The 25,593-nt window shown below is 61.6% G+C and carries 25 protein-coding genes; 17 read left to right on the top strand and 8 right to left on the bottom strand.

What is annotated here, in order from left to right; genetic code table 11:
* On the top strand, positions 1 to 1,152 hold a 1,152-nt coding region (locus tag AB4Z43_RS19350; protein ID WP_441938742.1), incomplete at its 5' end, for a porin.
* Positions 1,153 to 1,403: 251 nt separating this feature from the next.
* Here the strand turns inward: AB4Z43_RS19350 and AB4Z43_RS19345 are convergent.
* Together AB4Z43_RS19345 and AB4Z43_RS19340 are read right to left on the bottom strand one after the other, a co-directional pair.
* On the bottom strand, positions 1,404 to 3,068 hold the full coding sequence (locus AB4Z43_RS19345) for a tetratricopeptide repeat-containing sulfotransferase family protein (protein WP_064985031.1): 1,665 nt from the start codon (positions 3,066 to 3,068) through the stop codon (positions 1,404 to 1,406).
* 691 nt (positions 3,069 to 3,759) lie between these two features.
* Positions 3,760 to 5,439, bottom strand: a complete 1,680-nt coding sequence (locus AB4Z43_RS19340; RefSeq protein WP_441938741.1) for a tetratricopeptide repeat-containing sulfotransferase family protein — start codon at positions 5,437 to 5,439, stop codon at positions 3,760 to 3,762.
* Between the two features lie 121 nt (positions 5,440 to 5,560).
* Here AB4Z43_RS19340 and AB4Z43_RS19335 point away from each other — a divergent pair, with 121 nt between their 5' ends.
* Entirely contained in the window at positions 5,561 to 6,673 is a 1,113-nt protein-coding gene (locus tag AB4Z43_RS19335; protein ID WP_441938740.1) for a pyridoxal phosphate-dependent aminotransferase, read from the top strand.
* On the opposite strand, the gene AB4Z43_RS19330 is transcribed toward AB4Z43_RS19335, so the two are convergent.
* Positions 6,670 to 7,200: a MarR family winged helix-turn-helix transcriptional regulator gene (locus AB4Z43_RS19330; protein ID WP_019857178.1), complete on the bottom strand. Its 531-nt coding sequence runs from the start codon at positions 7,198 to 7,200 to the stop codon at positions 6,670 to 6,672. The two genes, AB4Z43_RS19335 and AB4Z43_RS19330, sit on opposite strands and share 4 nt — an antisense overlap.
* A 182-nt stretch (positions 7,201 to 7,382) precedes the next feature.
* Between AB4Z43_RS19330 and AB4Z43_RS19325 the strand changes: the two genes are divergently transcribed.
* From AB4Z43_RS19325 to AB4Z43_RS19295, 7 genes are all read left to right on the top strand, one after another.
* Positions 7,383 to 7,667: an acylphosphatase gene (locus AB4Z43_RS19325; protein WP_019857177.1), complete on the top strand. Its 285-nt coding sequence runs from the start codon at positions 7,383 to 7,385 to the stop codon at positions 7,665 to 7,667.
* 83 nt (positions 7,668 to 7,750) lie between these two features.
* Entirely contained in the window at positions 7,751 to 8,392 is a 642-nt protein-coding gene (locus tag AB4Z43_RS19320; protein ID WP_441938739.1) for a TetR/AcrR family transcriptional regulator, read from the top strand.
* Positions 8,393 to 8,464: 72 nt separating this feature from the next.
* Complete coding sequence (locus AB4Z43_RS19315) at positions 8,465 to 9,628, top strand: isovaleryl-CoA dehydrogenase (RefSeq protein WP_441938738.1); 1,164 nt, start codon at positions 8,465 to 8,467, stop codon at positions 9,626 to 9,628.
* A 2-nt stretch (positions 9,629 to 9,630) separates the two neighbouring features.
* Positions 9,631 to 11,238: a carboxyl transferase domain-containing protein gene (locus tag AB4Z43_RS19310; protein ID WP_064985038.1), complete on the top strand. Its 1,608-nt coding sequence runs from the start codon at positions 9,631 to 9,633 to the stop codon at positions 11,236 to 11,238.
* Between the two features lies 1 nt (position 11,239).
* Positions 11,240 to 11,770, top strand: a complete 531-nt coding sequence (locus AB4Z43_RS19305; RefSeq protein WP_038645619.1) for an O-acetyl-ADP-ribose deacetylase — start codon at positions 11,240 to 11,242, stop codon at positions 11,768 to 11,770.
* Between the two features lie 120 nt (positions 11,771 to 11,890).
* Positions 11,891 to 12,268, top strand: coding sequence for a hypothetical protein (locus AB4Z43_RS19300; RefSeq protein WP_038645617.1), 378 nt, complete (start codon positions 11,891 to 11,893; stop codon positions 12,266 to 12,268).
* A gap of 46 nt (positions 12,269 to 12,314) precedes the next feature.
* A complete protein-coding gene (locus tag AB4Z43_RS19295) occupies positions 12,315 to 14,297 on the top strand; it encodes an acetyl/propionyl/methylcrotonyl-CoA carboxylase subunit alpha (protein WP_441938737.1) in 1,983 nt (660 codons plus the stop codon).
* A gap of 82 nt (positions 14,298 to 14,379) precedes the next feature.
* Here AB4Z43_RS19295 and AB4Z43_RS19290 read toward each other — a convergent pair whose 3' ends face one another.
* A complete protein-coding gene (locus AB4Z43_RS19290) occupies positions 14,380 to 15,501 on the bottom strand; it encodes a branched-chain amino acid ABC transporter substrate-binding protein (RefSeq protein WP_441938736.1) in 1,122 nt (373 codons plus the stop codon).
* Positions 15,502 to 15,926: 425 nt separating this feature from the next.
* Entirely contained in the window at positions 15,927 to 16,193 is a 267-nt protein-coding gene (locus tag AB4Z43_RS19285; protein WP_010915070.1) for a sel1 repeat family protein, read from the bottom strand.
* A 438-nt stretch (positions 16,194 to 16,631) separates the two neighbouring features.
* Between AB4Z43_RS19285 and AB4Z43_RS19280 the strand changes: the two genes are divergently transcribed.
* From AB4Z43_RS19280 to AB4Z43_RS19260, 5 genes are all read left to right on the top strand, one after another.
* Entirely contained in the window at positions 16,632 to 16,973 is a 342-nt protein-coding gene (locus AB4Z43_RS19280) for a DUF2147 domain-containing protein (protein WP_019857170.1), read from the top strand.
* 226 nt (positions 16,974 to 17,199) lie between these two features.
* Positions 17,200 to 17,355: a hypothetical protein gene (locus AB4Z43_RS19275; protein WP_167470439.1), complete on the top strand. Its 156-nt coding sequence runs from the start codon at positions 17,200 to 17,202 to the stop codon at positions 17,353 to 17,355.
* Positions 17,356 to 17,396: 41 nt separating this feature from the next.
* Positions 17,397 to 17,591, top strand: coding sequence for a hypothetical protein (locus tag AB4Z43_RS19270; RefSeq protein WP_019857168.1), 195 nt, complete (start codon positions 17,397 to 17,399; stop codon positions 17,589 to 17,591).
* Between the two features lie 116 nt (positions 17,592 to 17,707).
* Positions 17,708 to 19,171, top strand: a complete 1,464-nt coding sequence (locus AB4Z43_RS19265; RefSeq protein WP_236952097.1) for an AMP nucleosidase — start codon at positions 17,708 to 17,710, stop codon at positions 19,169 to 19,171.
* A 66-nt stretch (positions 19,172 to 19,237) separates the two neighbouring features.
* Positions 19,238 to 20,314: an endonuclease/exonuclease/phosphatase family protein gene (locus AB4Z43_RS19260; protein ID WP_441938735.1), complete on the top strand. Its 1,077-nt coding sequence runs from the start codon at positions 19,238 to 19,240 to the stop codon at positions 20,312 to 20,314.
* Positions 20,315 to 20,455: 141 nt separating this feature from the next.
* On the opposite strand, the gene AB4Z43_RS19255 is transcribed toward AB4Z43_RS19260, so the two are convergent.
* From AB4Z43_RS19255 to AB4Z43_RS19245, 3 genes are all read right to left on the bottom strand, one after another.
* On the bottom strand, positions 20,456 to 21,052 hold the full coding sequence (locus tag AB4Z43_RS19255; protein WP_064985041.1) for a DUF922 domain-containing Zn-dependent protease: 597 nt from the start codon (positions 21,050 to 21,052) through the stop codon (positions 20,456 to 20,458).
* A gap of 137 nt (positions 21,053 to 21,189) precedes the next feature.
* Positions 21,190 to 22,869: an electron transfer flavoprotein-ubiquinone oxidoreductase gene (locus AB4Z43_RS19250; RefSeq protein WP_064985042.1), complete on the bottom strand. Its 1,680-nt coding sequence runs from the start codon at positions 22,867 to 22,869 to the stop codon at positions 21,190 to 21,192.
* Positions 22,870 to 22,932: 63 nt separating this feature from the next.
* Positions 22,933 to 23,091, bottom strand: a complete 159-nt coding sequence (locus AB4Z43_RS19245) for a hypothetical protein (protein ID WP_155772704.1) — start codon at positions 23,089 to 23,091, stop codon at positions 22,933 to 22,935.
* Here AB4Z43_RS19245 and AB4Z43_RS19240 point away from each other — a divergent pair.
* Genes AB4Z43_RS19240 through AB4Z43_RS19230 form a run of 3 tightly spaced genes read left to right on the top strand, consistent with a single transcriptional unit; the run spans position 23,090 to position 25,531 of the window.
* Positions 23,090 to 23,734, top strand: coding sequence for a hypothetical protein (locus AB4Z43_RS19240; RefSeq protein WP_019857162.1), 645 nt, complete (start codon positions 23,090 to 23,092; stop codon positions 23,732 to 23,734). The two genes, AB4Z43_RS19245 and AB4Z43_RS19240, sit on opposite strands and share 2 nt — an antisense overlap.
* Positions 23,735 to 23,785: 51 nt before the next feature.
* Entirely contained in the window at positions 23,786 to 24,661 is an 876-nt protein-coding gene (locus AB4Z43_RS19235) for a uracil-DNA glycosylase (protein ID WP_038645612.1), read from the top strand.
* Between the two features lie 57 nt (positions 24,662 to 24,718).
* On the top strand, positions 24,719 to 25,531 hold the full coding sequence (locus AB4Z43_RS19230) for a helix-turn-helix domain-containing protein (RefSeq protein WP_441938734.1): 813 nt from the start codon (positions 24,719 to 24,721) through the stop codon (positions 25,529 to 25,531).
* Positions 25,532 to 25,593 lie beyond the last annotated feature (62 nt).

The raw sequence follows: 25,593 nt of genomic DNA, 5'->3' as shown, positions 1-25,593 counted from the left end.
CTGATCGCAGTTTCCGGTGCGCGCGCCGCCGACGCCGTCGTCGTCGCCGAGCCGGAACCCGCTGAATACGTCAAGATTTGCGACGTCTACGGCGCTGGCTACTTCTACATCCCCGGCACCGAAACCTGCCTGCGCATCGGCGGCTATGTCCGCGAAGACATCGGAGTCGGCGATGCCGGCTCGTTCGATGGCGTCAATCACGTCACGGATCACATGCACGGCGACGACAACTCGACGTACTGGAAAAACACTCGCTTCACGCTGAAGACCTGGACCGGTCAGGAAACCGAACTCGGTACGTTGAAGACCTATACCGAGTATCGCATGAACTTCGGCAACAACTATGGCGACTATGGCAGCTCAACGCTCGCGGGCGGAACTGAGCCAAATCCCAACGCCGGCACCGCCGGCTGGCGGGCTGGTAACAAGAGCAGCGCCCTTGAATTCGCCTGGATCCAGCTCGGCGGTCTGCGCGTCGGTGCTGACGAATCGGCCTTCGATACGTTCATCGGCTACGCCGGCAACGTCATCAACGACACGATCGTCCCCTATGGCGGTTTCCAGACCAACGTCATCCAGTACTACTTCGACGCCGGCAATGGCCTGTCGGCCGTGGTCTCGCTCGAAGAAGGCTCAGGTTCCGATACAATCGACAGCTATGTTCCGCATGTCGTCGGCGGCTTGAAGTGGACGCAGGGCTGGGGCGCCATCACCGGCGTTGTCGCCTATGACAGCAACTACGAAGAAGTCGCCGGCAAGGTTCGCCTGGACGTCAACGTGTCCAACGAACTGTCGCTGTTCGCCATGGTCGGCTACGGTTCGGACAACAACCTCAACGACCCAACCAATAACATCGACGCGCTCGGCCGCGGCTTCTACAAGCTGTGGGGCGGCAACTGGGCAGTGTGGGGCGGCGGCACCTACAAGTTCAACGAGAAGACCTCGTTCAACCTTCAGGCCTCGTATGACGACTGGAAAGACATCGGCCTCGCGGCAAACGTCGCCTACACCGTCGTTCCCGGCTTCACGATCACAGCGGAAGCCGACTGGCAGCGTGTTGGCCAGGGCGCCATCGACAACGACTCGGTTTGGGTCAGCGCGACCAAGAAGAACAACGTTGGCGGCATCCTCCGCTTCCAGCGCGACTTCTAACCAATTTCGCCTTGTCGAAATCGAACCCGGCGGGCAACCGCCGGGTTTTTTGTCAGCTCGTCAAAAATGCAGCCTTACTGTCACCAGGCTGAGTGCCTGTCTTTTTTGAAAGTTTGCGGGCGGCAGGAGCGGGCGGACGAAACCGGGGCAGCTCTGACAGTTTCGTTCGATGCCTCAGCCATCTCCGTCACATGGTCGCGCTACGAGAGTCCATGTCAGTTCGGCAGCACCCGGAGAGCTTTCGTGCCCAATCAAACCCCAGCCAGGTCCCCCAACGCATCGACCAGCGGCTGGATTGCGCTTCCATAAGCCTTCCAGCGATTGACGGACGAGGTGTAGATTGGCTGGCGAACCTGCCAGCGGCTGAACGTGTTCACCGAACCGCCCTTGTCAAAGAACCGCAAGCAGGCGTCGTCCCATGGCAGGCCCAGATGGTCTATCAGGCGGCGCGATTGCCCTTCCTGGTCGGAGACCATGTCCTCATAGCGACTGTGCAGGATTTGCCCTGGAAAAACCGTATCCCAATGACGCATAAGCCGGTGATACTCGCGATAATACAGGCCGAGTGTGTGGAGATCGGCGGCATAGCTATTGTCCTCGTTGAAACTCAGGAAATAGCATGAGAGGCAATTGTCGATGGCATCGCGGCGGCAGTGAATGATGCGCGCCTTGGGAAAAAGCAGCCTTATGAGGCCGATGAGCTCGAAATTATGAGGCAACTTGTCGACGATTCGTGAAGCTTCCGGCGATTTTTGCCTGATGTGAGTGAGATACTCTTCGGCCAGGGACTTCGACTGGTCGACAGTCATATTGAGGATCGATCCGCGCAACTCCTCCGGCGAGCGCGTCTTGGGCGCGAGCCTGTTGGTGATGCGCCGGAGTTTTGTCAGCTCGCCGGCGCCATAAGCATCGGGGTGGCTGGCACAGATCTGCTCGGTCAAAGTGGTGCCCGAACGCGGCATGCCAAGCACGAAGACCGGCACTTCGGAAGAGCTGCCATATCCTGCCTTGGCCGCCAGCATCTGCGGGCTGAACAGTTCGATCATGAAATCGACGCTGCGGCGGTAACCCTCCATGTCGAAGCGACGGGCCGAGCGTTTTGCCTGCCCGAAGTGGTCCATCGCCTCGTCATAGCGCCTGAGGTCGTTGAGCACCTTGCCCGCCGCGTAGTGGATCTGCTGTATGCTTTTCGCATCAAGCGCCGGATTGTTCAGCTCAGCCAGAATGGATTTGAATTCCGCCGGCTCTTCCGTGAATTTTCGGATGCTAACCAAGCCGTTGTAGGCAGCGGCGACATCCTGACGATGGCTGATCGCCTCGTTCATGTAACCTGTCGCATCGTCCATACGGCCGAGGCTTACTAGCGCATTGGCCAGCCCCATTCGGACAAGAGGATGGCCACCATTGATTCTGAGCGCCTTCTCATAAAGCGGGACCGCCATATCGGCCTTGCCGAATTCGGTGTAGGCACGGCCCAGCGTGCAGAGCGCCTCGACCCAGTCGGCTTTCAAGCCGCACGCACGCTCAAAATGCCTGATCGCATCCGCATGCTCGCCGACTTTCAAATAGGTTTCGCCCAATGCCATATGGTAGTTTGGGTTCTGAGGCGCCGCCTCCACCGCTCGCTCAAAACACCGAATGGCCATCTCGTCGTCCAGGCCGAGCGCAAAGGTTCCCAATAGATACAAAGCGAGAGGATGCCTCGGGTTATGAGCCAATACGCGCTGACAAAGTGCCTCCGCATCCAGCAACCGATTTGCCCGATGAAGTTCGACAGCCTGCCTGAGCAGTGCGTCATCGGCCTGCGCTTGGGATCGCGAGCTTGCTTTCAGTTGGGCGATTTTCGGCTGCGGGTTTTTCGGTCCAGACGGAGTTTTCAGATGCCTCGACCAGGCGGGCGGCAGACGATTGTTCATGGTCCTTCGCTAGCAAAAAAGGCCAACCAAATCTATAATTCTAAGCCCATTCGAAGCTTTTTTAGGTACCCAACCTTACAGGCTAGCGGCGAAGAATTCAGTCAAGAGTCGCATCGTCCGCTCAGGCGAGGCAGCGAGTTCACTCTTGCTGCATTGGACAGATTTGGCTTCGGCAATTTAGGTTTCATAGCCGGGCCAGCTTTCAGGCGCTGGCAACCAAGTTGGAAGCGGACGATTGTCATGTTGTTTCCAGCAAAAAGCCGTTGAGGAACGTTAGATGCGCTCCGGCAAGCAAAGCGAATTCGGACGCCGCCTCTGCCAAGTGCCTGCTCGCAACTCGATCCGTAGGGACCCTTCCGTCGTGTGGATTAGGCCGCAGGCCTTCCGCGACCGCATCGATGCTATCGCTGTCGCGGGGATGCAAAGGAGATTCCTCAACAAGACTAAAGCACGGCCGCTCGAAGCGTTCAGACACTCGAACAGGCGTTAGGCATCCTGTTTTTTGGTTGCCTGCCAGAAAATCGGTCCGCGAAATTCACAACGACTATGGGCGAGATAACTTAAAGAAAACGCGACTGTCTATTCTCAAACATTTCGTAAAAGAGACTAGGCGATGAAGATCCAAAGTCCCAAGTTTCACCGTAAGATTGAGGGGGTAATGGCATTCTCGCCACATCGCCCGCTATTGAGGTCAAACGTCGGCCAAGTCGCCTAAGGCTTCGATCAACGGCTGGATCTTGCCTTCATAGTTCTTCCACCGCTTAACGGACGAGGAGTAAATGGGCTGGCGGACCTGCCAGTGGCTAAGTGTTTTGACGGACCCCTCTTTTTCAAAGAAGCGGAGACATGCGTTATCCCAGGCTAACCCAAGGTGATTTATCAGACGCCGAGACTGCCCTTCCTGATCCGCAATAAGATCTTCATAGCTATTATCGAATATTCTCCCTGGCATAATAGACTTCCAATGACACATGAGACGATGATACTCACGGTAATAAAGTCCAAGGGTCGTGAGGTCCGATGTATAAGTATGAGTACCTTTCAGGCTCGATAAAAAGCACGACAAGCAACTGTCAATTGGGCTTCGCCTACAATGAATTATGCGAGCGTTGGGAAAAAGAATACCAATGAGCCCTATTATTTCAAAATTATGCGGCATCTTATCAACAATTCGAGATGCGATCGGCGAATAAATTCGCAAGTTGGATAGATATTCTTCAGCGAAAATCTGAGATCGCTCGGCGGTCATCAATTTGACCATTTGTCCAAAAGCTGGTCCCAACTCCATCTTCAAATTTGTGGAGACAGCAATTCGGCCCAGTTTGGTGAGTTCTCCGGCGCTGTGTACGTCTGGATGGCTTGAGCAGATTTGCTCAGTCAAGGTTGTGCCAGAGCGCGGCATCCCGAGCACAAATACAGGCACCTCAGATGGATCGCCATATCCGGCCTTGGTCGCTAGCAACTCCGTATCGAACAAGGCGATCATGGAATCGACCCACCTGCGGTAGGACTCAATGTCACAAGTTTGAGCCCTGAACTCCTTTGCTTTCAGGTAATGCTCTATCGCTTCGTCATAACGCTCAAGATCGTTCAAAACCTTGCCCGCGGCCTGATGGAGGTTATATGCTTCGTCAGCTGAGTTGGGCGAATTGCTAAGTTCGGTTAGAATGGAATCGAGCTCCGGCGGCGCGGTCGAAAATCTTCGAATGTTCACAAGAGCCATGTAGGCAGCGGACACGTTTTCGCGCCGGGCGATTGTTTCTTCCAAATATGCTGTCGCCTCCTCCATTCTTCCCAAATCTATCAGAATACGCGCCAATCCTATTCGGACCAGGGGGTGATCTCGGTTTAGCTCAAGCGCTTTTTGGTAGACTGGCAAAGCCATCTCGCCCTTGTCAAAATCGACATAGGCCCGCCCTAAAGCACACAGGGCTTCGACCATATCGGGCTTTAATTCACAGGCTCGCTGCAAATGCGCTATCGCCGGCAAATAATCACCGAGTTTCAAATAGCATTCGCCCAATGTGAATTGAAAGTATGGATTACCGGGCATTTCAGAGCACGCCTGGCTCAGGTATTCCAGGGCCAACTCGTCATCAAAATTCAGCCCTATCGTGCCAAGTACATACAGAGCTAACGCATGGTTGGGTTTTCTTGTCAGAATGCGGTGGCATAATTCCTCAGCCTCCGGCAATCGGTTGGCCCTCTGCAACTCTATGGCCCGACGCAGCAGCGTGTCATCGTCCTGCGCGCCTGACATTTTAGGCATCGGCGACGGTGTTGGCAGGCCGATTTTCATCGACCCAGCCTTTTTGGGCAGGATTTGGACCTTAAGATGCCTGGACCAGGCGGGCGGCAGACGATTGTTCATCGTCCTTCGCTAGCAAAAAGGGGTGACGGAATCCAGCGCTACGGCTGGAAACCGCGGGGTGCTTGCACGGTTAGGCCGGCCACGCTAGCAAGAAGTCCCCTTTTCCAAGCGAGCTTCCACCATGCGTTTGCGCCCTCCCCTTTCGCCGCTTATCGCAGCACTTCCCTCGACCGTGCCTTTTGTCGGCCCGGAAGCGCAGGAGCGTGAGCGCGGGCGGGCTTTTCGTGCCCGCATCGGCGCCAATGAGAGCAGTTTTGGCCCGTCGCCACGCGTCATCGCCCGCATGGAGCGCGTCGCGCGCGACCAGTGGATGTATTGCGATCCCGACAATTACGAGCTGAAGGTCGCGGCTGCCGCGCATCACGACGTAGCGGTCGAGAACGTCGTTGTCGGCGAAGGCATAGACGGCCTGCTCAGTCTTGTGGCGCGCATGTATGTGGCACCTGGCGATGCCGTGGTCACCTCGCTCGGCGCCTATCCGACCTTCAACTTCCATATTGCCGGCGTCGGCGGGCGGCTGGTGACAGTCCCTTACGAGAACGACCGCGAAAGTCTGAACGGTCTGCTCACGGCGGTCGTCAAGGAGAAGGCTCCGCTGGTCTATCTGTCCAACCCGGACAATCCGATGGGCAGTTGGTGGGAAGCGGACGAAGTGATCCGCTTCATCGAGGCGCTGCCGGAGACCACCATGCTGGTGCTCGACGAGGCCTATGGCGAATTGGGGCCCGCCTCGGCCCTGCCACCGATCGATATCTCGCGACCGAATGTCATCCGCATGCGAACCTTTTCAAAGGCTTATGGGCTTGCCGGGATACGCTGCGGCTATGCGATTGCGGAGGCCCAGGTGATCCGCGACTTCGAGAAGATCCGCAACCACTATGGCGTCAGCCGCATGGCGCAGATCGCCGGCGTCGAAGCGCTCGCCGACCAGGCCTATCTCGAGACGGTGGTGGCGCGCGTGGCTGCCGGGCGCCGGCGCATCGCGGCGATCGCCGAGCAGAACGGGTTGAAGCCGCTGGCCTCGGCGACCAATTTCGTCACCATCGATTGCGGTCATGACGGTCCCTTCGCGCTGAAGGTGCTGCAAGGTCTGCTGTCACGTGATGTGTTCATCCGCAAGCCGATGGCGCCAGGGTTAGACCGCTGCATTCGCGTCAGCGTCGGCCTCGACCACGAACTGGATATCTTTGCCGAGGAATTGCCGGGCGCGCTGGCGGCAGCGCGGGGGAACTAGGCGCTTTCGCGGCGTTCGGATGCTGGCGCTGCGCTTAGCAGATGCCTGACGCGTGCCAATATATCCGACAACTCGGCGGCTTCCTCGTCGCCCAGGTCCACGGTCAGGCGGGTGAGATCGCGATCCGCGGCCGACTGAAGTGCAGCGAGCGCGGCCTGGCCGCGCATGGTGAGCGAGAGGACGCGCCGGCGCAGAGCATCGGGGCCGGCACGCGTTTCGGTGAGGCCGGCGGCAGAGAATTTTCGAAGGATTCTCGTGACATAGGCCGGATCCAGCTGGAGGTCCCTGGCAATGTCGGACGCTGCTGGTTCGAAGTCGATTTGAAGCACCCGTGCCAGAAAGCCTGCCTTGCCGCCGGAATTGGCTGCAATGCGGCCGGGTCGACGACCCAGTTCGAACAGCACCCGCGCCTCGGTCAGCGTAAAGGCGCTGTGCGTCAAGGTTTCGTCGAGCAGCCCGATCAGGCCGGTATAAAACCGGTTGAAGCATCTGAGATCGCGGACCAAGGCACTGCGATCGGCTGGCATGTCATGCGCCTTCCCTGAGATTCCACTTCGGTGGATCATTGCGTAAAAGTTGACCAAGTCAACTATTTATTGGATGGGGTCATCCACCTTGCGAGCAAGCCTCGGGCTTCTGTTCGATAGTCCCCTTCAAGCCAGTTGCCTTCGCTCGATCCTGCGCCAGACTCTAAGGAAGGGAGCGCACGATGAACGATCGGAAAAGGGCCGTGCAGGCCCGCGTACACGGCAGGGTGCAAGGCGTCGGCTATAGGATCTGGGCGAGAGGCGAAGCGGCAAGGCTTGGGCTGGTGGGCTGGGTGCGCAACGAAAGAGATGGCTCGGTAACGGCATGGCTTGCCGGCGCCGACATGGCGGTTTCATCCATGATCGAACGGCTTCGCCAGGGCCCGGCGGGCGCTTCAGTCTCGCGGGTCGATGTCGAGGAGATCGAGACCTGGACCGCGCCTGGAGATTTCAGGATCGTCGCATAGGCGCATGCGCATCACTTGACTAGCCTGGCACTCTTGAATTAATTGAACGTTCGTTTTATTATCGTCGGATTAACGAGGCGATCATGGCGCGCACCACGGGATCGGACGGCGAGCGAACCGAGGCGGCAGTCCGCGAAGCGGCGGTCAACCTGATCGCACGCTACGGCTACGAGGCGATGTCGATGCGCCAGCTGGCGGCCGAGGTCGGCGTGCAGGCGGCCGCGCTCTATCGCTACTTTCCGACCAAGGAAGACCTGCTGTTCACGCTCATGCGCGAACACATGGACGGGCTTCGGGCGGCCTGGGAACACGTCAGGCCAATCGATGCAGATCCGGCGGAGCAGCTTGCGGCCTATGTGCGCAACCACATCGCTTTCCACATCGAGCGCCGGCATGCCACGCATGTGTCGAACATGGAACTGCGCAGCCTGTCGCCCGACAGGCTGACACAGGTCCTCAAGCAGCGCACAGCCTACGAAAAGGAACTGCGCACCATCCTGCGCGAAGGCGCCGAGGCGGGCGACTTCAGCATCGAGGACACCGGCCTGACGGCCATGGCGCTGATCCAGATGATGACCGGCGTCATCGTCTGGTTTCGCCCGGGCGAGCGGCTGTCGGTCACTGAAGTAACGGCGACATATCTTTCAATGACAATGCGCCTGGTTGGCGCGAGGATGGACACCTACAGCGCCGCACGTCCCTTGGACGGGCAAAGGACGCAGTAGCACTTGAATTTGCGCATGATCCTTTCCGAAAATCGAAGTCGATTTTCGGGGTCATGCGGCAGGAGGAACGGCATGTACACGAACACGCTCAGCTTCGGGCATGACGAGGATATCGAGGCGCTGCGCGACCTGGTACGCCGTTTTGCCCAGGACAGGATAGCGCCGATCGCCGGCGATATCGACCGCCAGAACGAATTTCCGGCGCATCTGTGGCGCGAGCTCGGCGACCTCGGCCTGCTCGGCATCACCGCCGATCCCGATTTCGGCGGCAGCGGCATGGGGTGTCTCGCCCATGTGATTGCGGTGGAAGAAATCTCCCGCGCCTCGGCTTCGGTCGGTCTTTCCTACGGCGCCCACTCCAATCTCTGCGTCAACCAGATCAACCGCTGGGCGACGCCGGTGCAGAAGGAAAAGTTCCTGCCGCCGCTGTGTTCGGGCGAGCGCGTCGGCGCGCTGGCGATGTCTGAATCCGGCGCCGGCTCCGACGTCGTCTCGCTCAAGCTGCGCGCCGAAAAGCGCAATGACCGCTATGTGCTCAACGGTACCAAGATGTGGATCACCAACGGCCCGGACGCCGACACGCTGGTCGTCTATGCCAAGACCGATCCTGAGCGGAAATCGCGCGGCATCACCGCCTTCATCGTCGAAAAGGCTTTTGCCGGGTTTTCCGTGGCGCAGAAACTCGACAAGCTCGGCATGCGCGGCTCCAATACCGGGGAGTTGGTGTTCGAGAATGTCGAGGTGCCATTCGACAATGTGCTGCATGAGGAAGGACGCGGCGTCGAGGTGCTGATGTCGGGCCTCGACTATGAACGCACCGTGCTTGCCGGCGGCCCGATCGGCCTGATGGCAGCCTGTCTCGACGTGGCGATCCCCTATGTGCACGAACGCAAGCAGTTCGGCCAACCGATCGGCGAGTTCCAGCTGGTGCAAGGCAAGCTCGCCGACATGTACACGGTGATGAACGCCGCGCGCGCTTACGTCTATGCCGTCGCGGCGGCCTGCGATCGCGGCCAGACCACCCGCAAGGATGCTGCCGGCTGCGTTTTGTTCGCGGCCGAAAAGGCGACGCAGATGGCGCTCGACGCCATCCAGCTGCTGGGCGGCAACGGCTATATCAACGACTATCCGACCGGCCGGCTGCTGCGCGACGCCAAACTCTACGAGATCGGCGCCGGCACCAGCGAAATCCGGCGCTGGCTGATCGGTCGCGAGATCATGGCGGAGGGGGTGTGAGCATGGCCGTCCTGCAAACCCAGATCTCCCCTTCCTCCGACAGCTTCCGCGCCAATGCCGAACGCATGCGCGCGCTGGTCGCCGACATCGCCGACAAGGCCGCGATCGTCGAGCGCGGCGGCTCCGAAGAGGCGCGCGAGCGCCATATTTCACGCGGCAAGCTGCTGCCGCGCGAGCGCCTCGCGCAATTGCTCGACACCGGTTCGCCCTTCCTCGAGATCGGCCAGTTCGCAGCGTGGTCAATGTATGGCGAGGAGATTTCCTCGGCCGGCATGATCGCCGGCGTCGGCCGGGTCGAGGGCGCCGAGGTGATGGTCGTCGTCAACGATGCCACGGTGAAGGGCGGCACCTACTATCCGCTGACGGTGAAAAAGCACCTTCGCGCGCAGGAGATCGCGCTGCAGAACAATCTGCCCTGCATCTATCTGGTCGACAGCGGCGGCGCCAATCTGCCCAACCAGGACGAGGTGTTTCCCGACCGCGAGCATTTCGGCCGCATCTTCTACAACCAGGCCAACATGTCGGCTGCCGGCATCCCGCAGATCGCCTGCGTCATGGGGTCCTGTACCGCAGGCGGCGCCTATGTGCCGGCGATGTCGGACGAGACGATCATGGTGCGCAACCAGGCGACCATTTTTCTCGGCGGCCCGCCGCTGGTGAAGGCGGCCACCGGCGAGGATGTCAGCGCCGAGGATCTGGGGGGCGCGGATGTGCATACGCGGCTTTCCGGCGTTGCCGATCATTATGCGATGGACGACGAACATGCGCTCGCCATCTGCCGGCGCATCGTCAAAAACCTGAATCGGAACAAGACCGTAAGCCTGAACTTACAGAGATCGATTCCACCGCTTCATCCGGCGGATGAACTCTACGGCGTCGTGCCGACCGATCTGCGCCAGCCCTATGACGTGCGCGAGGTGATCGCGCGTCTTGTCGACGGCTCCGAGTTCGACGAGTTCAAGCAGAACTACGGCACGACGCTGATCACCGGTTTTGCCCATCTCCACGGCATGCCGGTCGGCATCATCGCCAACAATGGCGTGCTGTTTTCCGAAAGCGCGCTGAAGGGCGCGCATTTCATCGAGTTGTGCTGCCAGCGCGGGATCCCGCTGGTCTTTCTGCAGAACATCACCGGCTTCATGGTCGGCCGAAAATACGAGGCCGGCGGCATCGCCAAGGATGGCGCCAAGCTGGTGATGGCGGTTGCCACCGCCAGGGTGCCGAAGGTGACCGTCATCATCGGCGGTTCGTTCGGCGCCGGCAATTACGGCATGTGTGGCCGCGCCTATTCCCCACGCTTCCTGTGGATGTGGCCGAACGCCCGCATCTCGGTGATGGGCGGCGAACAGGCGGCAACCGTGCTCGCCATGGTCAAGCGCGAAGGCATCGAGCGCAAGGGCGGCGAGTGGAGCGCCGAGGAGGAGGCGAAATTCAAGAAGCCTATCCTGATGAAATACGAGCATGAGGGCCATCCGCTCTACTCGTCCGCCCGCCTCTGGGACGACGGCATCATCGACCCGGCGAAGACACGCGAGGTGCTGGCACTCAGCCTTTCGGCCGCACTCAACGCCGAGATCGAGGACACGCGGTTCGGCGTGTTCAGGATGTGAGATGAGCAAGGCGCTGGACAGGATCCGCATCCACACCGGCGACATCACGAAGCTGGATGTCGACGCCATCGTCAATGCAGCCAACACCTCGCTTCTCGGCGGTGGCGGGGTCGATGGCGCCATCCATCGCGCCGCCGGCCGCGAGCTCGAGTTCGAATGCCGGATGTTGAACGGATGCAAGGTAGGCGACGCCAAGATCACCAAAGGTTACAAGCTGCCGGCTCGACATATCATCCACACCGTCGGGCCGGTCTGGCAGGGCGGCGGCAGGAGCGAAGCCGAACTGCTGGCCTCCTGCTATCGCAGGTCGCTGGAACTCGCGGCCGCCAATGATTGCCGAACGGTGGCGTTTCCGGCGATCTCGACCGGTGTTTACCACTACCCGAAAGATGAGGCGGCCGAGATCGCTGTCGGCACGGTCACCATGGTCATGGAAGAGAAAACCGTGCCTGAAGCTGTCATCTTCTGCTGCTTCGACGAGCACATGGCGGAACTATACTGGCAAGCCGTTGCTGCGCTTCGGAAGGGTTGAACTGTATGGACCAACCGATTCACCAACACATGCAAGCTCGAACCCCCGACAACGAACTGGCGGCGAGGAAAAATATTCGTTACTGCTTGTCCCGCGCAATGCAACGGGGACAGGGTGGAAATGGAACTGAAATATTGCCGGGGGATGGCTGCCTCGATACTTGCAAGTTTGCTCATATTCGCAACACATGGCGCCGGTTCGGCGGAATCGCTGGCGGGCAAGATGGGCGACAAGCGGTTTTCCCCGACCTTGTCACTCGATCCGAAGGAAGCCTGCTACAAATCCTACCTCGCCTATATCGCGGCCAGCGGCCATTCAGCCTACGCCACAACGTTCTATTCGCGCGTCGTCGATCTCCACATTTTCTGCAGCGTGAAGCTGAACGCACCTTCGCAGAAGGCCGCGGAGGAAACGGCGTTGCGCGCCTGTCAGAGCGGCTTCGCCAAATGGAAGGTCAAGACCGCAAGCGGCGGCTGCGCGATCGCTGCGTCGAAGTAAGCCGACGGCCAGGCTGGTGCCGCCCGAGGCAAACCCGGGAGGCTCCATGTTCGCCAAAATCCTGATCGCCAATCGGGGCGAGATTGCTTGCCGTGTCATCCGCACGACCCGCAAGATGGGGGTGCACACCGTCGCCGTCTATTCGGACGCCGACGCGAAATCCCTGCATGTCGAGATGGCCGACGAGGCCGTTCACATCGGCCCCTCGCCTGTCGGTGAGAGTTACTTGCGCGGGGACCGGATTGTCGCGGCTGCGCTTTCGACGGGGGCGCAGGCCATCCATCCCGGCTACGGCCTCCTGTCGGAAAATCCTGATTTCGTCGACCAGGTGGTGGCGGCGGGGCTCACCTTCATCGGTCCGTCGGCGGCCTCGATCCGCGCCATGGGGCTGAAGGATGCCGCCAAGCGGCTGATGGAGAAAGCCGGCGTTCCCGTCGTTCCGGGCTATCATGGCGAAGCGCAGGAGATCGTGCTGCTTGCCTCCAAGGCACGCGAGATCGGCTATCCCGTGCTGATCAAGGCGCGCGCCGGCGGCGGCGGCAAGGGCATGCGGCGCGTCGAGCATCCCGACGATTTCTCCGAGGCGCTATCCAGCGCCCGGCGCGAAGCAAAGGCTGCTTTCGGCGACGACCGCGTTCTGGTCGAAAAATATGTCGACAAGCCGCGGCACATCGAAGTGCAGGTGTTCGGCGATAATTTCGGCAATGCGGTGCATCTTTACGAACGCGACTGCTCGGCGCAACGCCGCCACCAGAAGGTGATAGAGGAAGCCCCCGCCCCCGGCATGACGCCGGTGCTGCGCAAGGCGATGACGGAAGCGGCGGTGAAGGCAGCCAAGGCGATCGGCTACTCAGGCGCCGGCACCATCGAGTTCATCGTCGACGCCTCGCACGGGCTGAAGGCCGACCGCTTCTGGTTCATGGAGATGAACACTCGCCTGCAGGTCGAGCATCCCGTCACCGAAATGGTCACCGGCATCGATCTGGTCGAGTGGCAGTTGCGGGTTGCCGGCGGCGAAAAGCTGCCGAAGACGCAGAGCGAGATCGCGCCGACCGGCCATGCCCTGGAGGCGCGCATCTATGCCGAGGATGCGGCAAAGGGGTTCCTGCCCGCAACGGGTACGCTGCATCATCTGAAGTTCCCTGACGCGGCCCCCGAAGGCGCCACAATGCGCGTCGAGACCGCCGTGCGGGCCGGCGATGCCATCTCCCCCTACTATGATCCGATGATCGCCAAGCTGGTGGTTCATGCCAAGGACAGGCAAGCAGCGCTGGAAGCGCTCGGCGCGGCGCTGTCGCGGACCGAAATCGCCGGTTCCACGGTCAACACCGGTTTCCTTGCCGCCCTTGCCGCCGATCCCGACTTTTGTGCTGGCGACGTCGACACCGGCCTGATCGGCAGGCATCAGGCGGCACTGACCGGGGTCGCGCCGCCGACCGGCGAAATCGTCTCGGCAGCAGCGCTCGCCGCCTCCGGTGCGGAAGCCTTGCCGCCATCCAACGACCCATGGTCGTCGCTTTCCGGCTATGCGCATTTCCACGGCGTGGCGCGGCGCACGCGGCTGAAGTTCGGCGAGACCGATATACTGGCAAAGGTTTCGGTGCGGCCGGACGGGCGCTTCCAGGTGGCGCTCGATGCGCCCTATGACAGCACCAATTCGCATGATTTCCGCGCCACTCCCCGCCTCGCCCGCTGGCCTGGCCACATCACGGTGTTCGAAGGCGCCGTCGGCTACACATTCGCGGTATCGGACCCCTTGGCACGCAGCGATGACGCGGCTGCCGCCTCCGGCAGCTTGCGCGCGCCGATGCCCGGGCTGGTCAAGCTGGTGCGCGTGGCGAAAGGCGACGCGGTGATCAAGGGACAAGCGTTGCTGATCCTCGAGGCGATGAAGATGGAGCACACCATCGCCGCCCCGCATGACGGAGTGGTTGCCGAGATCGCCGTGGAAGGAGCGCAGGTCACCGACGGGACGGTGCTGGTGCGGTTCGTCGAGGAACAGGGCGCCCAGACCGCTGCCGCAGGCTGATAAGCGGAACCCTGCGCGGACCGCAAACAAAATGGCCGGCGCGAACCCCGGCCATTTCCTTGGATTATCTCATTACCCGAGATTACTGCGCGATCGGCGCGTACTTGCCGTCATGCCACTGGTTGATGTCGTAGCTGGCGTTCTTGAGGTCGCCCTTTTCGTCGAAGGTGACGTCGCCGACAACGGTGCTGATCGGCGTGCCGTTCTTCAACGCTTCGGCAACCTTGGCCGGATCGTCGCTGCCGGCGCGCTTGATGCCTTCGGCGAACGCCTGGACCACGGCGTAGGAGAACAGCGTGAAGCCTTCCGGCACGAAGCCGCCGGACTTGATCTTCTCGACGGCGGCCTTGGCTTCCGGCTTTGCCTGCGGGTCCGACGGGAAGACGAACATGGTGCCTTCGCCGGCCGGGCCGGCAACCTGCCAGAATTCCGGCGAGGCGATGGAGTCCGGCATGATCAGCTGGAACTTCAGGTTCTGTTCGGCCGACTGGCGCAGGATCAGGCCGGCTTCAGGATGATAGCCGCCGAAATAGACGACGTCGGCCTTGAGATCCTTCAGCTTGGTGACAAGCGCCGAATAGTCCTTCTCGCCGGGATTGATGGCGTCATAATAGACTTCCTTGAGGCCGCCAGTGTTCATGGTCGCCCTGACGGCATCGGCCACGCCCTGACCGTAAGCGCTCTTGTCGTGCAGGATGACGACGTTCTTGCCGGCATATTTCTTGGCGATCCACGGGCCGATGAAGGCGCCCTGTGCATCGTCACGCGTATAGAGGCGCATGATGGTCGGCCAGCCGGCCTTGGCGGCCGCGTCGGTCAGCACCGGGTTCGAGGAAGCCGGGCTCATCATCAGCGCGCCGGCCTCGGCATAGACGGCCGAGGCCGGAATGCTCGAGCCCGAGCAGGCATGGCCGTCGATGAACTTGACGCCGTTGGCGACGATGCGGTTGGCGACCGACACGGCCTGCTTGGGATCGCACTGGTCGTCCTCGATATCGAGCTTGATCATCGAGCCGTTGACGCCGCCCGCGGCGTTGATGGCATCGGCGGCGGCCTGTGCGCCCTGCTTGAACTGATCGCCGATGGTGGCGAGCTGTCCGGTCATCGGGCCGACCACCGAGACGGTAATGTCGTCGGCGAATGCGACGGGCGCACTCATCATCAGGCCGAAAATGGCCGCGCTCAAAATACTCATTTTTTTCATGGCAATAGAACTCCTCCACTCACGCGCGGCCCCCGGCCGCGCTTCTTCCAGAGAGGCGGGACAATTTCATCCTTCATTGGGCCTGTCTAGGCGCATTGGCGCCACTCGATTGGGCCTGCGAACCCTCATCCACGCAAAAAGCCACGCCAGCCTTGTTCCGGCTGGTCGTGGCTTTTTTTGCCTATCGGGCTGTTTCCCAGCGCCCCCGCGCCGCGAACCTCAACGTAGCCTTCCCTGTCTTCCCTGCCATGATCCGAAAAACGGATACTTTTCGGGATCATGATCCGTCGCACGGCTTGGCCGATCCTGCATGCCGCATTCTTGTTGTTGATGGCCTGTGGCCTGGCTGTCTGCGCAGCCTTATCCCTGTTTTGGCCCGACCGTCTTGGAGCGGTCTTGGCCGGAGCGTCCCCGTCTGCCGAAACTCAGTGCATGGTCATCCATTCGCGGGCTTCGCGCAGCGCCTTGGCGATCTCGACCTTCGACATGGCGGCCGACAGTTCCGAGCGCAGTTCCGCGGCGCGGGCCGAGCCCTTGATGGCGGCGATGTTGAACCATTTGTGGGCGGCAACGACGTCGGTTTCGCAATCGCGGCCGGTCGCATACATCATGCCCAGTTCGAAAAGAATGTCGGCCTGGGCAGTTGCCCCCATGGCGCCGAAACCTGCTTCAAGCATTTCAAAACGTGCCATTTTAGTCCCCTGTCTGGCTCCCGAGAGCTGCCTCCGTTCGTCTTGTCCGGGCCGCTCTTTCGATGCTTCCGAGAATGCCGATCAGGCTTGAATCCGTCGTTAAATGGCGTGCTTAATTTGAAGAAAACAAAGCTAAAACAAGAGGTAAACGGGGAAATTCGTTAAGGATACGAAGTCAGCAATTCAGCCGATTTTCGTCAAATTCGACGAAAATTTTTCGAGCCTGGATCAACACTCCGCTAACCACGGGAAACAAACAGCACGTGCCGGTCGTTTTCATTTCCTCGCCGACGGAGCCAATTCAGGCGGCTTCAAAATCCCAAAGTCTTCCGTTGCGGCACCGCTTTTGTTTTGCCGGGAGCTGGATTAGCTTACGTTTGCGTAAGCGGCAGACCGGCGAGGCGGAGAATTCGGCCGGCTATCCAAAGGGAGCAAAACATGTTTCGAAAAGTGAGCCTGGCTCTTGCAGCCACATTGATCATCGCGGGTGCGGCGTGGGCCGATCCGATCGAGGGCAATTGGAAAACGCAAGCCGGCGATACCGCGGCCATTTCAGGCAGCGGCTCGTTTTCCATCACGCTCAAATCGGGCAAATATGCCGGCAAGACGATCGGCTCGCTCAAGGCGGCGGGCGACAACAAATATGCCGGCAGCATCACCGACCCTGCAAACGACAAGACCTATTCGGGCAAGGCGACATTGTCGGGCACCGCTCTCAAGATGAGCGGCTGCGTGCTTGGCGGACTGATCTGCAAGAGCCAGACCTGGCACAAGCTCTGATCGATCTATCCTTGCGACATCCATGACGGGGCCCGACGGGCCCCGTTTTCGTTTCACCGGCACGTCAAGCCCTGGGGCTCTTGCCCCCGCTGCCGGTGGCCGGCCGGGCCGGCGACGACCCGCCCAGATCCCGTCAATCAATTTGAACCGCAGATGAACGCCGGCATCAGAGCCGGTTCAGAGGCGTTGGGGCATTCTCCGGCGTGTTGAAGGAGACACGACCCCAATGCTTGCTCGCCGCTTCACCATCGTCTGCCTGCTGATGAGCCTGTTTGGAATGTTCTTCGCCATCCTCGTCGCCGAAGCGGGCCGTTCTCCCCGCTCCTGGGACGAAGTCACCAGAATGTGCCGCCTCGCCTGCCCGACCAACCTTCGTCACTGAAACAAAGAAACCCGGACCTCGAAAAGAAAAGCTCAGACATCATGACCCGCATCGCCGCCAACACTCTCAAGACCCTTCGGCTCCTGCCGCGGGCGGCGCTCATCCTGGTGCTCCTGGCCGCGCCGGTCCTGGCGGTGCCGATGATGCGCGCGGATGCCGGCTCGACGATCGAGGCGCCGGCCCTGAGGAAGTCCGGCGTGGGTTTCGTTCTGCTGGTCAGCCTGCAGCGGGGATAAAGAAAAATGGCGCTTTGGGCGCCTTCGGCAGCGACACCCCTCCCAACCGCTCGTCCAAGTCTCTATATTGAGCCATGGAAAAGCGAATCTACCCTCAAGCCATCGAATCTGTCGTCATGCCGGAGCCTTTTGGCCGGCAAAGCTTCGACAGCGCCGAAAAAGCCGTTGCCGCACTGCAGCTGCTTTACGACCGCAACACCAAGTTCCTGCGCGACGCCTTCTCGGCCCTGGCGGCCGCCGGCGGCGACAGCAGCAAGCGCTACCGCGCCTTCTATCCCGAGATCGGCGTCACCACGAGTTCGTTCACCCAGGTCGACTCGCGCCAGGCCTACGGCCATATGCCGACACCCGGCCATTTCGCCACCACGATCACACAGCCGCACCTGTTCGAGAGCTATCTGGTCGAACAACTGCGCCTGATCATGCGCAACCACGGTGTCTCTGTCACGGTTTCGGAATCGACCACGCCCATTCCGCTGCATTTCGCCTTCCTGGAGGGAACTTACGTCGACGGAGCCGCCGCGGAGCGCATCAAGCGGCCGATCCGCGACCTGTTCGACGTGCCGGATCTCGACGGCACCGACGACCAGATCGCCAACGGCACCTTCGAAGTGGCCTTCGGCGAACCAAGGCCGTTGGCTCCGTTTACGGCGCAGCGCATCGACTATTCGCTGCACCGCATGACGCATTATACGGCCACCAGCCCGCAGCATTTCCAGAACTTCGTGCTGTTCACCAACTACCAGTTCTACATCGACGAATTCGTCGCCCGCGCCCGCGACCTGATGGAGAAGGGCGGCGGCGGTTACGCGGAATTCGTCGAGCCTGGCAATGTCGTGACCAGGGCCGGGCAGAGTTCGCCCAGCGAAGGCGTTGGGCCGCAGCGCCTGCCGCAGATGCCGGCCTATCACCTGAAAAAGCCGAACCACGGCGGCATCACCATGGTCAACATCGGCGTCGGCCCTTCCAATGCCAAGACGATCACCGACCACGTCGCAGTGCTGAGGCCGCATGCCTGGGTGATGCTTGGCCACTGCGCCGGGCTGCGCAACACCCAGGCGCTCGGCGACTATGTGCTGGCGCATGCCTATGTGCGCGAGGATCACGTGCTGGACGACGACCTTCCGGTTTGGGTGCCGATCCCGCCGCTGGCGGAAATCCAGGTTGCCCTGCAGGAGGCGGTCGCCGAAGTCACCGGGCTGTCCGGCTACGACCTGAAGCGCATCATGCGCACCGGCACGGTCGCCACCATCGACAACCGCAACTGGGAACTGCGCGACCAGCGCGGACCGGTGCAGCGCCTGTCGCAGTCGCGCGCCATCGCGCTCGACATGGAATCGGCGACGATCGCCGCCAATGGCTTCCGCTTCCGTGTCCCCTATGGCACGCTTCTGTGCGTTTCCGACAAGCCACTGCATGGCGAGTTGAAGCTGCCTGGCATGGCGACCGAGTTCTACAAGCGCCAGGTGGCGCAGCACCTTACCATCGGCATCAGGGCGATGGAGAAGCTGGCCGAGATGCCGATGGAGCGGCTGCATTCGCGCAAGCTCCGGAGCTTTTCGGAGACAGCGTTCCAATAGGCGGCCGCAGCGCCTGGGCGAGGCATTTCGTCGTCTTGCCCGGCCCGCAATTTGGCCGATAAGCAGATGGAACGGATCGTCAGGCGGCATTCGGCAGACACGACCTCGATGATGACAGGCGCGCGCTTGAAAATGATGGCTGGGTTGGCATTCCTGGCGATGACGGCGCTATCGGCCGCGCTGTTGGCCGGATTCTTCGGCACGCTGCATCCGGCTTTCGATTCCTTCTCGCATTTCCGCATTCACTTCAGCGTGCTCATGGCGCTTCTGGCACTGCCGCTGCTTGCCAGCTCGTTTCGGCTGCAAGCGGCAGCGGGGCTGCTGTTTGCCATCGCCTGCCTGGCCACGACGGCAAGCGCCCTGCCGAGGCTCTGGCCGCAACCGGCGGTTGCCAAGCCCACCGATCAGGCCGTCTACAGCCTGCTGCAGATGAACTTGCGCTTCAACAACCCGACACCGAAGAAAGTGCTCTCCCTGATCGGCCGCACCAACCCGGACGTAATCACCCTCGATGAGGTGTCGGAGATGTGGACGACCGAGCTTGGCACCATCGCCAGCGCCTATCCTTACCGTATCCTGTGCCCCTACCCGAACGGCATGTTCGGGGTGGCGTTGCTGTCGCGCCGGCCGTTCGTGGCCGGCACGACACCGCGCTGCGAGCCGCGCGGAGCGATGGCAACCGCCACCATCGACTTCGGCGGGATCGACGTTGATGTCGCCGCGATCCATTTGAGCTGGCCGTGGCCGAAGGAGCAATACTGGCAGATCGGCGAACTGGCGCAGACATTGGCCGGGTTGGGCGAGACCGCGATCATGGCCGGCGATTGCAACGCCGTGCCGTGGAGTGCTGCGGTGCGGCGGGTCGCGGCTCTCGGCGGGCTGACAGTGATGCCTTCCGCCGGCCCGACCTGGATCCACCGGACACTGCCCGACATCCTGCGCCGTTATGCGGGCCTGCCGATCGACCAGGTGTTCAGCAAGGGCGGGTTGACGCTCCTGTCTTCCAAGCGGCTGGAGGACACCGGCTCCGACCATCTGCCGGTGCTGGTCGAGTTCACGCTAAGGCCAAACGACAAGCAGCCTGAGAATGACCACGCCACCGCGCTCGCGGCGAGCGACTTTTCGGTGAAGCCGCAAAGCTGACACGCCAATCGAGCGGGCTGGCGGCAAGGACCCGCGATGGCGAGGGGTCTAGTCCTTGTTCTAACGCAATTCCCAAGGGAAATCGCTACGGCGCTTTTTCCCGGGAAAACCGTTTTACACTTTTCCTGGAATTGCCCTGGTTCAAGGTTTTCCGGTCAAGGCAGCGATCAGATGCTCGACATGGCCGCCATCGCTGTGTTCGCGCCGATCGAAGGCGTTTTGTTTGGCCTCATATTCGGCATAGATCGCCTGGATGCGCAGCCGCGCCTCGCGGCGCGTCTTGTAGCAGGACGGGTCGTTGACGACTTGCAGGCCGGTTATCGACCTTTCCGTAGCGCGCATCATCTCCCTGGCGATGCGCCCATGTGTTTCCTCATGGGCGCGAACACCTGCGAAAAACTTGTTCCAGCGCCTCTTCAGCGCCGACGTCGCGGGTGAGGCAAGGCGCGGGAAGGTGTAGGAAAGATTCAGCGTGCCATTGACCCCTCGCATCCGACAGAAGCCGTTGCCCTGGCCGGCGTCGAGGTCCCAGTCGACGGTATAGGAGGTTGTGGCGATGGCATGCGTCATGAAGCCGTGCCGGGGGCCTTTTCTGTCCATCGCGTCGACGAGGGCGGTGCCCGAGCTTCCGGTGACGTCGTAGGTCCGCGTCTGGACCACTGCCCTGGTGCCGGCCGAGGCCTGTGGCGCAAACAGCGCTCCGATGGCGACGAGGCATGTCAGAACTGTCCGGCGCATCGGCCTTCTCCCTATCTCCAGAGAAGGAACCATAGACCGGTGGCCGTTTCAACGTTTCTGCTGGCCTGCATGCCCTCGCGGCCAGCCCTACCTGCATTTTCTTGCCGCCGAGGCCGAAACCGCCCTGCCGCGCGAGATCACATGCCCTGGTAGACCGGCCCCTCGCCGCCCTGCGGCGGCACCCAGTTGATGTTCTGGTTCGGGTCCTTGATATCGCAAGTCTTGCAGTGGACGCAGTTCTGCGCGTTGATGACGAAGCGGACGTCCTTTGCCGCCGGATCGGCGGCGGCGTTGCCGTCCTTGTCGACCCATTCATAGACGCCGGCCGGGCAATAGCGTGTCGAAGGCCCGGCGAAGACATCGTGCTCGGACCGCTTCTGCAGATCCATGTCGCCGACCAGCAGATGGACCGGCTCGTTCTCTTCGTGATTGGTGTTGGACAGGAACACCGAGGACAGGCGGTCGAAGGTCAGCACGCCGTCGGGCTTCGGATAGGCGATCTTCTTGTGCTGGGCGGCGGGCTCGAGCGTGGCATAGTCGGCCTTGCCGTGCTTCAGCGTGCCGAAGGGCGAGATGCCGAACAGCGTATTCAGCCACATGTCGAGGCCGCCAAGACCGACGCCGACGATGGTGCCGAAGCGCGACCACAGTGGCTTGACGTTGCGAACCTTCTTCAAATCCTTGCCGATATCGGTCGCGCGCCAGGCTTGCTCGTAGGAAGTGAGCTCGTCATTGGCACGGCCGGCGCCGATCGCCTCGGCGACATGATCGGCCGCCAGCATGCCCGACAGCACGGCATTGTGGGAGCCCTTGATGCGCGGCACGTTGACGAAGCCGGCGGCGCAACCCATCAGCGCGCCGCCTGGGAAGGACAGTTTCGGCACCGACTGCCAGCCGCCCTCTGTGATGGCGCGCGCACCATAGCCGAGCCGCTTGGCGCCCTCGAACGTGCCTGATATTGCCGGATGGGTCTTGAAACGCTGGAATTCCTCGAAGGGCGACAGATAGGGGTTCTTGTAATTGAGGTGGAGGACGAAGCCGACCGCCACCTGGTTGTCCTCGAGATGGTAGAGGAAGGAGCCGCCGCCGGTCTTCATGTCGAGCGGCCAGCCGAAGGAATGCTGGACCAGGCCCGGCCGGTGGTTCTCCGGCTTGACCTGCCAGAGTTCCTTGAGACCGATGCCGTATTTGCCTGGCTCGCGGCCGTCGGAGAGTTTGTATTTGGCGATCAACTGCTTGGCGAGCGAGCCGCGCGCGCCTTCGCCGATCAGCACATATTTGCCCATCAGCGCCATGCCCGGCGCGAAGCCCGGCCCATGCGTGCCGTCCTTCTCGACGCCCATGTCGCCGGTGACGACGCCGGTGACGGCGCCCTCCTCATTGTAGAGCAGGCCGGCGGCGGCAAAGCCCGGATAGATCTCGACGCCGAGCGCCTCGGCCTTGCCGGCCAGCCAGCGGCAGACATTGCCGAGCGAGACGATGTAGTTGCCGTGATTGTTCATCAGCGGCGGCATCAATATGTTGGGCAGGCGGAATGAGCCAGCCGGGCCGAGCACCAGGAAATGATCCGCCGTGACGGGCGTCTTGAACGGGTGACCTTCCTCCTCGCGCCAACCGGGCAGCAGCCGGTCGATGCCGATCGGATCGACCACGGCGCCGGAGAGGATATGGGCGCCGACCTCGCCGCCCTTTTCCAGCACGACGACGGAAAGCTCGGGATTGACCTGCTTGAGGCGGATGGCCGCGGCAAGGCCGGCCGGACCGGCACCGACGATGACCACGTCGAATTCCATGCTTTCGCGTTCGATATCGCTCATCAACCCCTCCGCACTGGCTTGCCGCTGTTGCGTATCTTGCTGGCTCCTGCGCTGCATAGCGCATCAATTGGCGACAGGAAACCGGCGCAGACGTGACAATGCGGATTTGGCCAAAAAGTCGCGCATCTTGCGGCGGGGCAGGCATTTGCGCCCGGTAAGACCGGCCACGCCTGCGTTTTTTAATTGTTCGGCGGCTTGCTTATCGGCCATACTTCCCGCCATGCGCTTTCCTGGGCCAGCGGGCTTTTCTTCGACGCGCTTTCTTTTCCCGCCCGGCCGGGCCTGCCGGGCGATTCTTCTGGCCCTTCTGACGTCGGCACCGGGGCACGCCACAACGAACGAGGTGAAGGTCTGGGCGACAGGCGCCTACTCCTTCTCCGACGAGCTTGGCGGCTTCCGCATCACCGGAGCCTCCGGCATCGGAACCAAGGACGATCCGCTGGTCATCACCGAAGAGCTGAATTCGGCAACACCGGTGACGCTGACCATCCGCACGACCAAGCCGATCCAGACATTCGGCAAGGCGGGCGAATTCGCCAATGGCATCATGTATATGCGCATCAACGTGCTCAACAACAGCGGCCAGGCCTGGATCGAATTCCAGTTCGAACTTCAGGAGATATTGGATCAGCCGAGCGTGTTTGGAGACGGGTTTTCCTTCGACCAACGCAACAAGACGCCCGACAATATCTGGTCGAGCAATTTCGCCGATTTCGACCGGGAGTTCGAGCCCTATGACCGGCTGCTGTTCAAGAACGGCAAGGTCGACCCGCTGAGGACCGTCAGCTTCGAGTTCCTGATGACCGATTACACGCCGCGATGGACCTTCTATCTGGTGCAGGATCCGCGCATCCCGACGGGATAGGGTAAGCCGCCGGTCTTGCAAATTGCAGTCGTGCGGACGAATGTGCGCGCCATGACTGCCGCGTCCCCCAATAGCCCGACCGATATTGCCGACATCCTGGCCTTCTATGCCAGCGCCGGCGTCGACGAGGCGCTGGAAGACGCCCCGGTGAATCGCTTCGCCGAGGCGGCGCCGAGATCTGTCGAGCGCGCACCGGCGCCGGTGGCGCCACCTCACGAGGAGAAGGCGGCGGAGCGGCCAGCGGCACCGCCCGGACTGGATGCAAGCAACGTACCGGATGCGCCACCGGCGCGTTCATCGGTCGCCGCGGTGCCAGACGAGGCTCAGGCGGCGCTTGCGCGCCAGTTGGCGACAACCGCAACGACCCTGGACGAGTTGCGCCAGCACATGGCTGCCTTCGACGGCTGCAATCTCAAGGCCACCGCCAAGAACCTGGTGTTCGCCGACGGCAACCCGGACGCCGCGGTGATGCTGGTGGGCGAAGCGCCGGGCCGCGACGAGGACATTGAGGGCTTGCCCTTCGTCGGCCGCTCGGGCCGGCTGCTTGACCGCATGCTGGCCGCGATCGGGCTCGACCGCACTTCGGTCTACATTGCCAACGTCATCCCGTGGCGGCCGCCGGGCAACCGCACGCCGACGCCGCACGAGACTGAGATCTGCCGGCCGTTCATCGAGCGGCAGATCGAGCTGGTCAATCCCAAGGTGCTGGTCAATCTCGGCGGCCCGTCGGCCAAGACCTTGCTCAACACCTCGGAAGGCATTTTGCGGCTGCGTGGCAACTGGCGTGTCCACACCACCGCCTCCGGCATCGCCATTCCGGCCATGCCGACGCTGCATCCGGCCTATCTCCTGCGCACACCGGCGCACAAGAAGCTGGCATGGCGGGATTTTCTCGAGGTGAAGGCGAAGCTGCGGGCACTCTCGTAGATCGCCATAACCTCGCTGGTAATTGAAATGCCGCCCCCGTCAGCCTAACCATTTCACATGACATCAGCCCAAACCTCCGCCGGCAGTCTGATCCGCGAATGGCGCACGCGGCGCCGCATGAGCCAGCTCGACCGCGCCACGGAGGCCGAGATTTCGCAGCGGCATCTCTCCTTCGTCGAGAGCGGGCGCGCCGCGCCCTCGCGCGACATGGTGCTGCATCTGGCGGAGCAGCTTTCGATCCCGCTGAGGCAGCGCAACCAGCTGCTGCTGGCCGCAGGCTTCGCGCCGAGCTTCAGCGAACGGCCGCTCAGCGACACGACGCTGGCGCCGGCGATGGCAGCGGTCGAGATCGTGCTCAAGGGACACGAGCCCTTCCCTGCGCTGGCCGTGGACCGGCACTGGAACCTGGTCTCGGCGAATGCCGCGATCGCTCCCTTCCTTGCCGATGTCAGCGAGGCTTCGCTGCTGACGCCGCCGGTCAACGTACTTCGCCTTTCCCTGCATCCCGGCGGCATCGCACCGCGCATCGTCAATCTCGCGGAATGGCGCACGCATCTGCTTGAGCGTCTCAAACACCAGAATGATGCCAGCGGCGACCCGGTGCTGGTCGAATTGGAGCGCGAGCTGCGCAGCTATCCGTCCGGGCTGAAGGGCAGCAGGCCGACACCCGTCGAGCCGAATGCCATCGTGCATCCGCTCAGGCTCGCCCATGGCGATCAGGTGCTGTCGTTCATCAGCACCATCACCGTTTTCGGCACCCCGATCGACGTGACCTTGTCGGAACTGGCGATCGAGTCTTTCTTCCCGGCCGACGAGCAGACTCGTGCGGTGCTTGTGCGGCTGGCGAAGGAGCGGAGCGAACGGTCGTAACTGAGGAGACCGGCCCTTCGCTCCGGGCGTTCGTCGTTCGGAAAGCCAAGCAATTGGCTTTC

The organism is Mesorhizobium sp. 2RAF45 (genome assembly GCF_052115225.1).
Lineage (GTDB): Bacteria > Pseudomonadota > Alphaproteobacteria > Rhizobiales > Rhizobiaceae > Mesorhizobium > Mesorhizobium jarvisii.
Note: the sequence above shows the minus strand (reverse complement) of the source record. Positions and strands in the feature narration are given on the sequence as shown.

What these genes read in the sequence shown, in the direction of transcription:
- AB4Z43_RS19260 (WP_441938735.1), top strand. Translation starts at nt 19,238, where the DNA reads ATGGAACGGATCGTCAGGCGGCATTCGGCAGACACGACCTCGATGATG.
- AB4Z43_RS19265 (WP_236952097.1), top strand. Translation starts at nt 17,708, where the DNA reads ATGCCGGAGCCTTTTGGCCGGCAAAGCTTCGACAGCGCCGAAAAAGCC.
- AB4Z43_RS19345 (WP_064985031.1), bottom strand. Translation starts at nt 3,068, where the DNA reads ATGAACAATCGTCTGCCGCCCGCCTGGTCGAGGCATCTGAAAACTCCG.
- AB4Z43_RS19310 (WP_064985038.1), top strand. Translation starts at nt 9,631, where the DNA reads ATGGCCGTCCTGCAAACCCAGATCTCCCCTTCCTCCGACAGCTTCCGC.
- AB4Z43_RS19325 (WP_019857177.1), top strand. Translation starts at nt 7,383, where the DNA reads ATGAACGATCGGAAAAGGGCCGTGCAGGCCCGCGTACACGGCAGGGTG.
- AB4Z43_RS19330 (WP_019857178.1), bottom strand. Translation starts at nt 7,200, where the DNA reads ATGCCAGCCGATCGCAGTGCCTTGGTCCGCGATCTCAGATGCTTCAAC.
- AB4Z43_RS19280 (WP_019857170.1), top strand. Translation starts at nt 16,632, where the DNA reads ATGTTTCGAAAAGTGAGCCTGGCTCTTGCAGCCACATTGATCATCGCG.
- AB4Z43_RS19250 (WP_064985042.1), bottom strand. Translation starts at nt 22,869, where the DNA reads ATGAGCGATATCGAACGCGAAAGCATGGAATTCGACGTGGTCATCGTC.
- AB4Z43_RS19335 (WP_441938740.1), top strand. Translation starts at nt 5,561, where the DNA reads ATGCGTTTGCGCCCTCCCCTTTCGCCGCTTATCGCAGCACTTCCCTCG.
- AB4Z43_RS19240 (WP_019857162.1), top strand. Translation starts at nt 23,090, where the DNA reads ATGCGCTTTCCTGGGCCAGCGGGCTTTTCTTCGACGCGCTTTCTTTTC.
- AB4Z43_RS19230 (WP_441938734.1), top strand. Translation starts at nt 24,719, where the DNA reads ATGACATCAGCCCAAACCTCCGCCGGCAGTCTGATCCGCGAATGGCGC.
- AB4Z43_RS19255 (WP_064985041.1), bottom strand. Translation starts at nt 21,052, where the DNA reads ATGCGCCGGACAGTTCTGACATGCCTCGTCGCCATCGGAGCGCTGTTT.
- AB4Z43_RS19275 (WP_167470439.1), top strand. Translation starts at nt 17,200, where the DNA reads ATGCTTGCTCGCCGCTTCACCATCGTCTGCCTGCTGATGAGCCTGTTT.
- AB4Z43_RS19245 (WP_155772704.1), bottom strand. Translation starts at nt 23,091, where the DNA reads ATGGCGGGAAGTATGGCCGATAAGCAAGCCGCCGAACAATTAAAAAAC.
- AB4Z43_RS19235 (WP_038645612.1), top strand. Translation starts at nt 23,786, where the DNA reads ATGACTGCCGCGTCCCCCAATAGCCCGACCGATATTGCCGACATCCTG.
- AB4Z43_RS19300 (WP_038645617.1), top strand. Translation starts at nt 11,891, where the DNA reads ATGGAACTGAAATATTGCCGGGGGATGGCTGCCTCGATACTTGCAAGT.
- AB4Z43_RS19295 (WP_441938737.1), top strand. Translation starts at nt 12,315, where the DNA reads ATGTTCGCCAAAATCCTGATCGCCAATCGGGGCGAGATTGCTTGCCGT.
- AB4Z43_RS19340 (WP_441938741.1), bottom strand. Translation starts at nt 5,439, where the DNA reads ATGAACAATCGTCTGCCGCCCGCCTGGTCCAGGCATCTTAAGGTCCAA.
- AB4Z43_RS19285 (WP_010915070.1), bottom strand. Translation starts at nt 16,193, where the DNA reads ATGGCACGTTTTGAAATGCTTGAAGCAGGTTTCGGCGCCATGGGGGCA.
- AB4Z43_RS19320 (WP_441938739.1), top strand. Translation starts at nt 7,751, where the DNA reads ATGGCGCGCACCACGGGATCGGACGGCGAGCGAACCGAGGCGGCAGTC.
- AB4Z43_RS19315 (WP_441938738.1), top strand. Translation starts at nt 8,465, where the DNA reads ATGTACACGAACACGCTCAGCTTCGGGCATGACGAGGATATCGAGGCG.
- AB4Z43_RS19305 (WP_038645619.1), top strand. Translation starts at nt 11,240, where the DNA reads ATGAGCAAGGCGCTGGACAGGATCCGCATCCACACCGGCGACATCACG.
- AB4Z43_RS19290 (WP_441938736.1), bottom strand. Translation starts at nt 15,501, where the DNA reads ATGAAAAAAATGAGTATTTTGAGCGCGGCCATTTTCGGCCTGATGATG.
- AB4Z43_RS19270 (WP_019857168.1), top strand. Translation starts at nt 17,397, where the DNA reads ATGACCCGCATCGCCGCCAACACTCTCAAGACCCTTCGGCTCCTGCCG.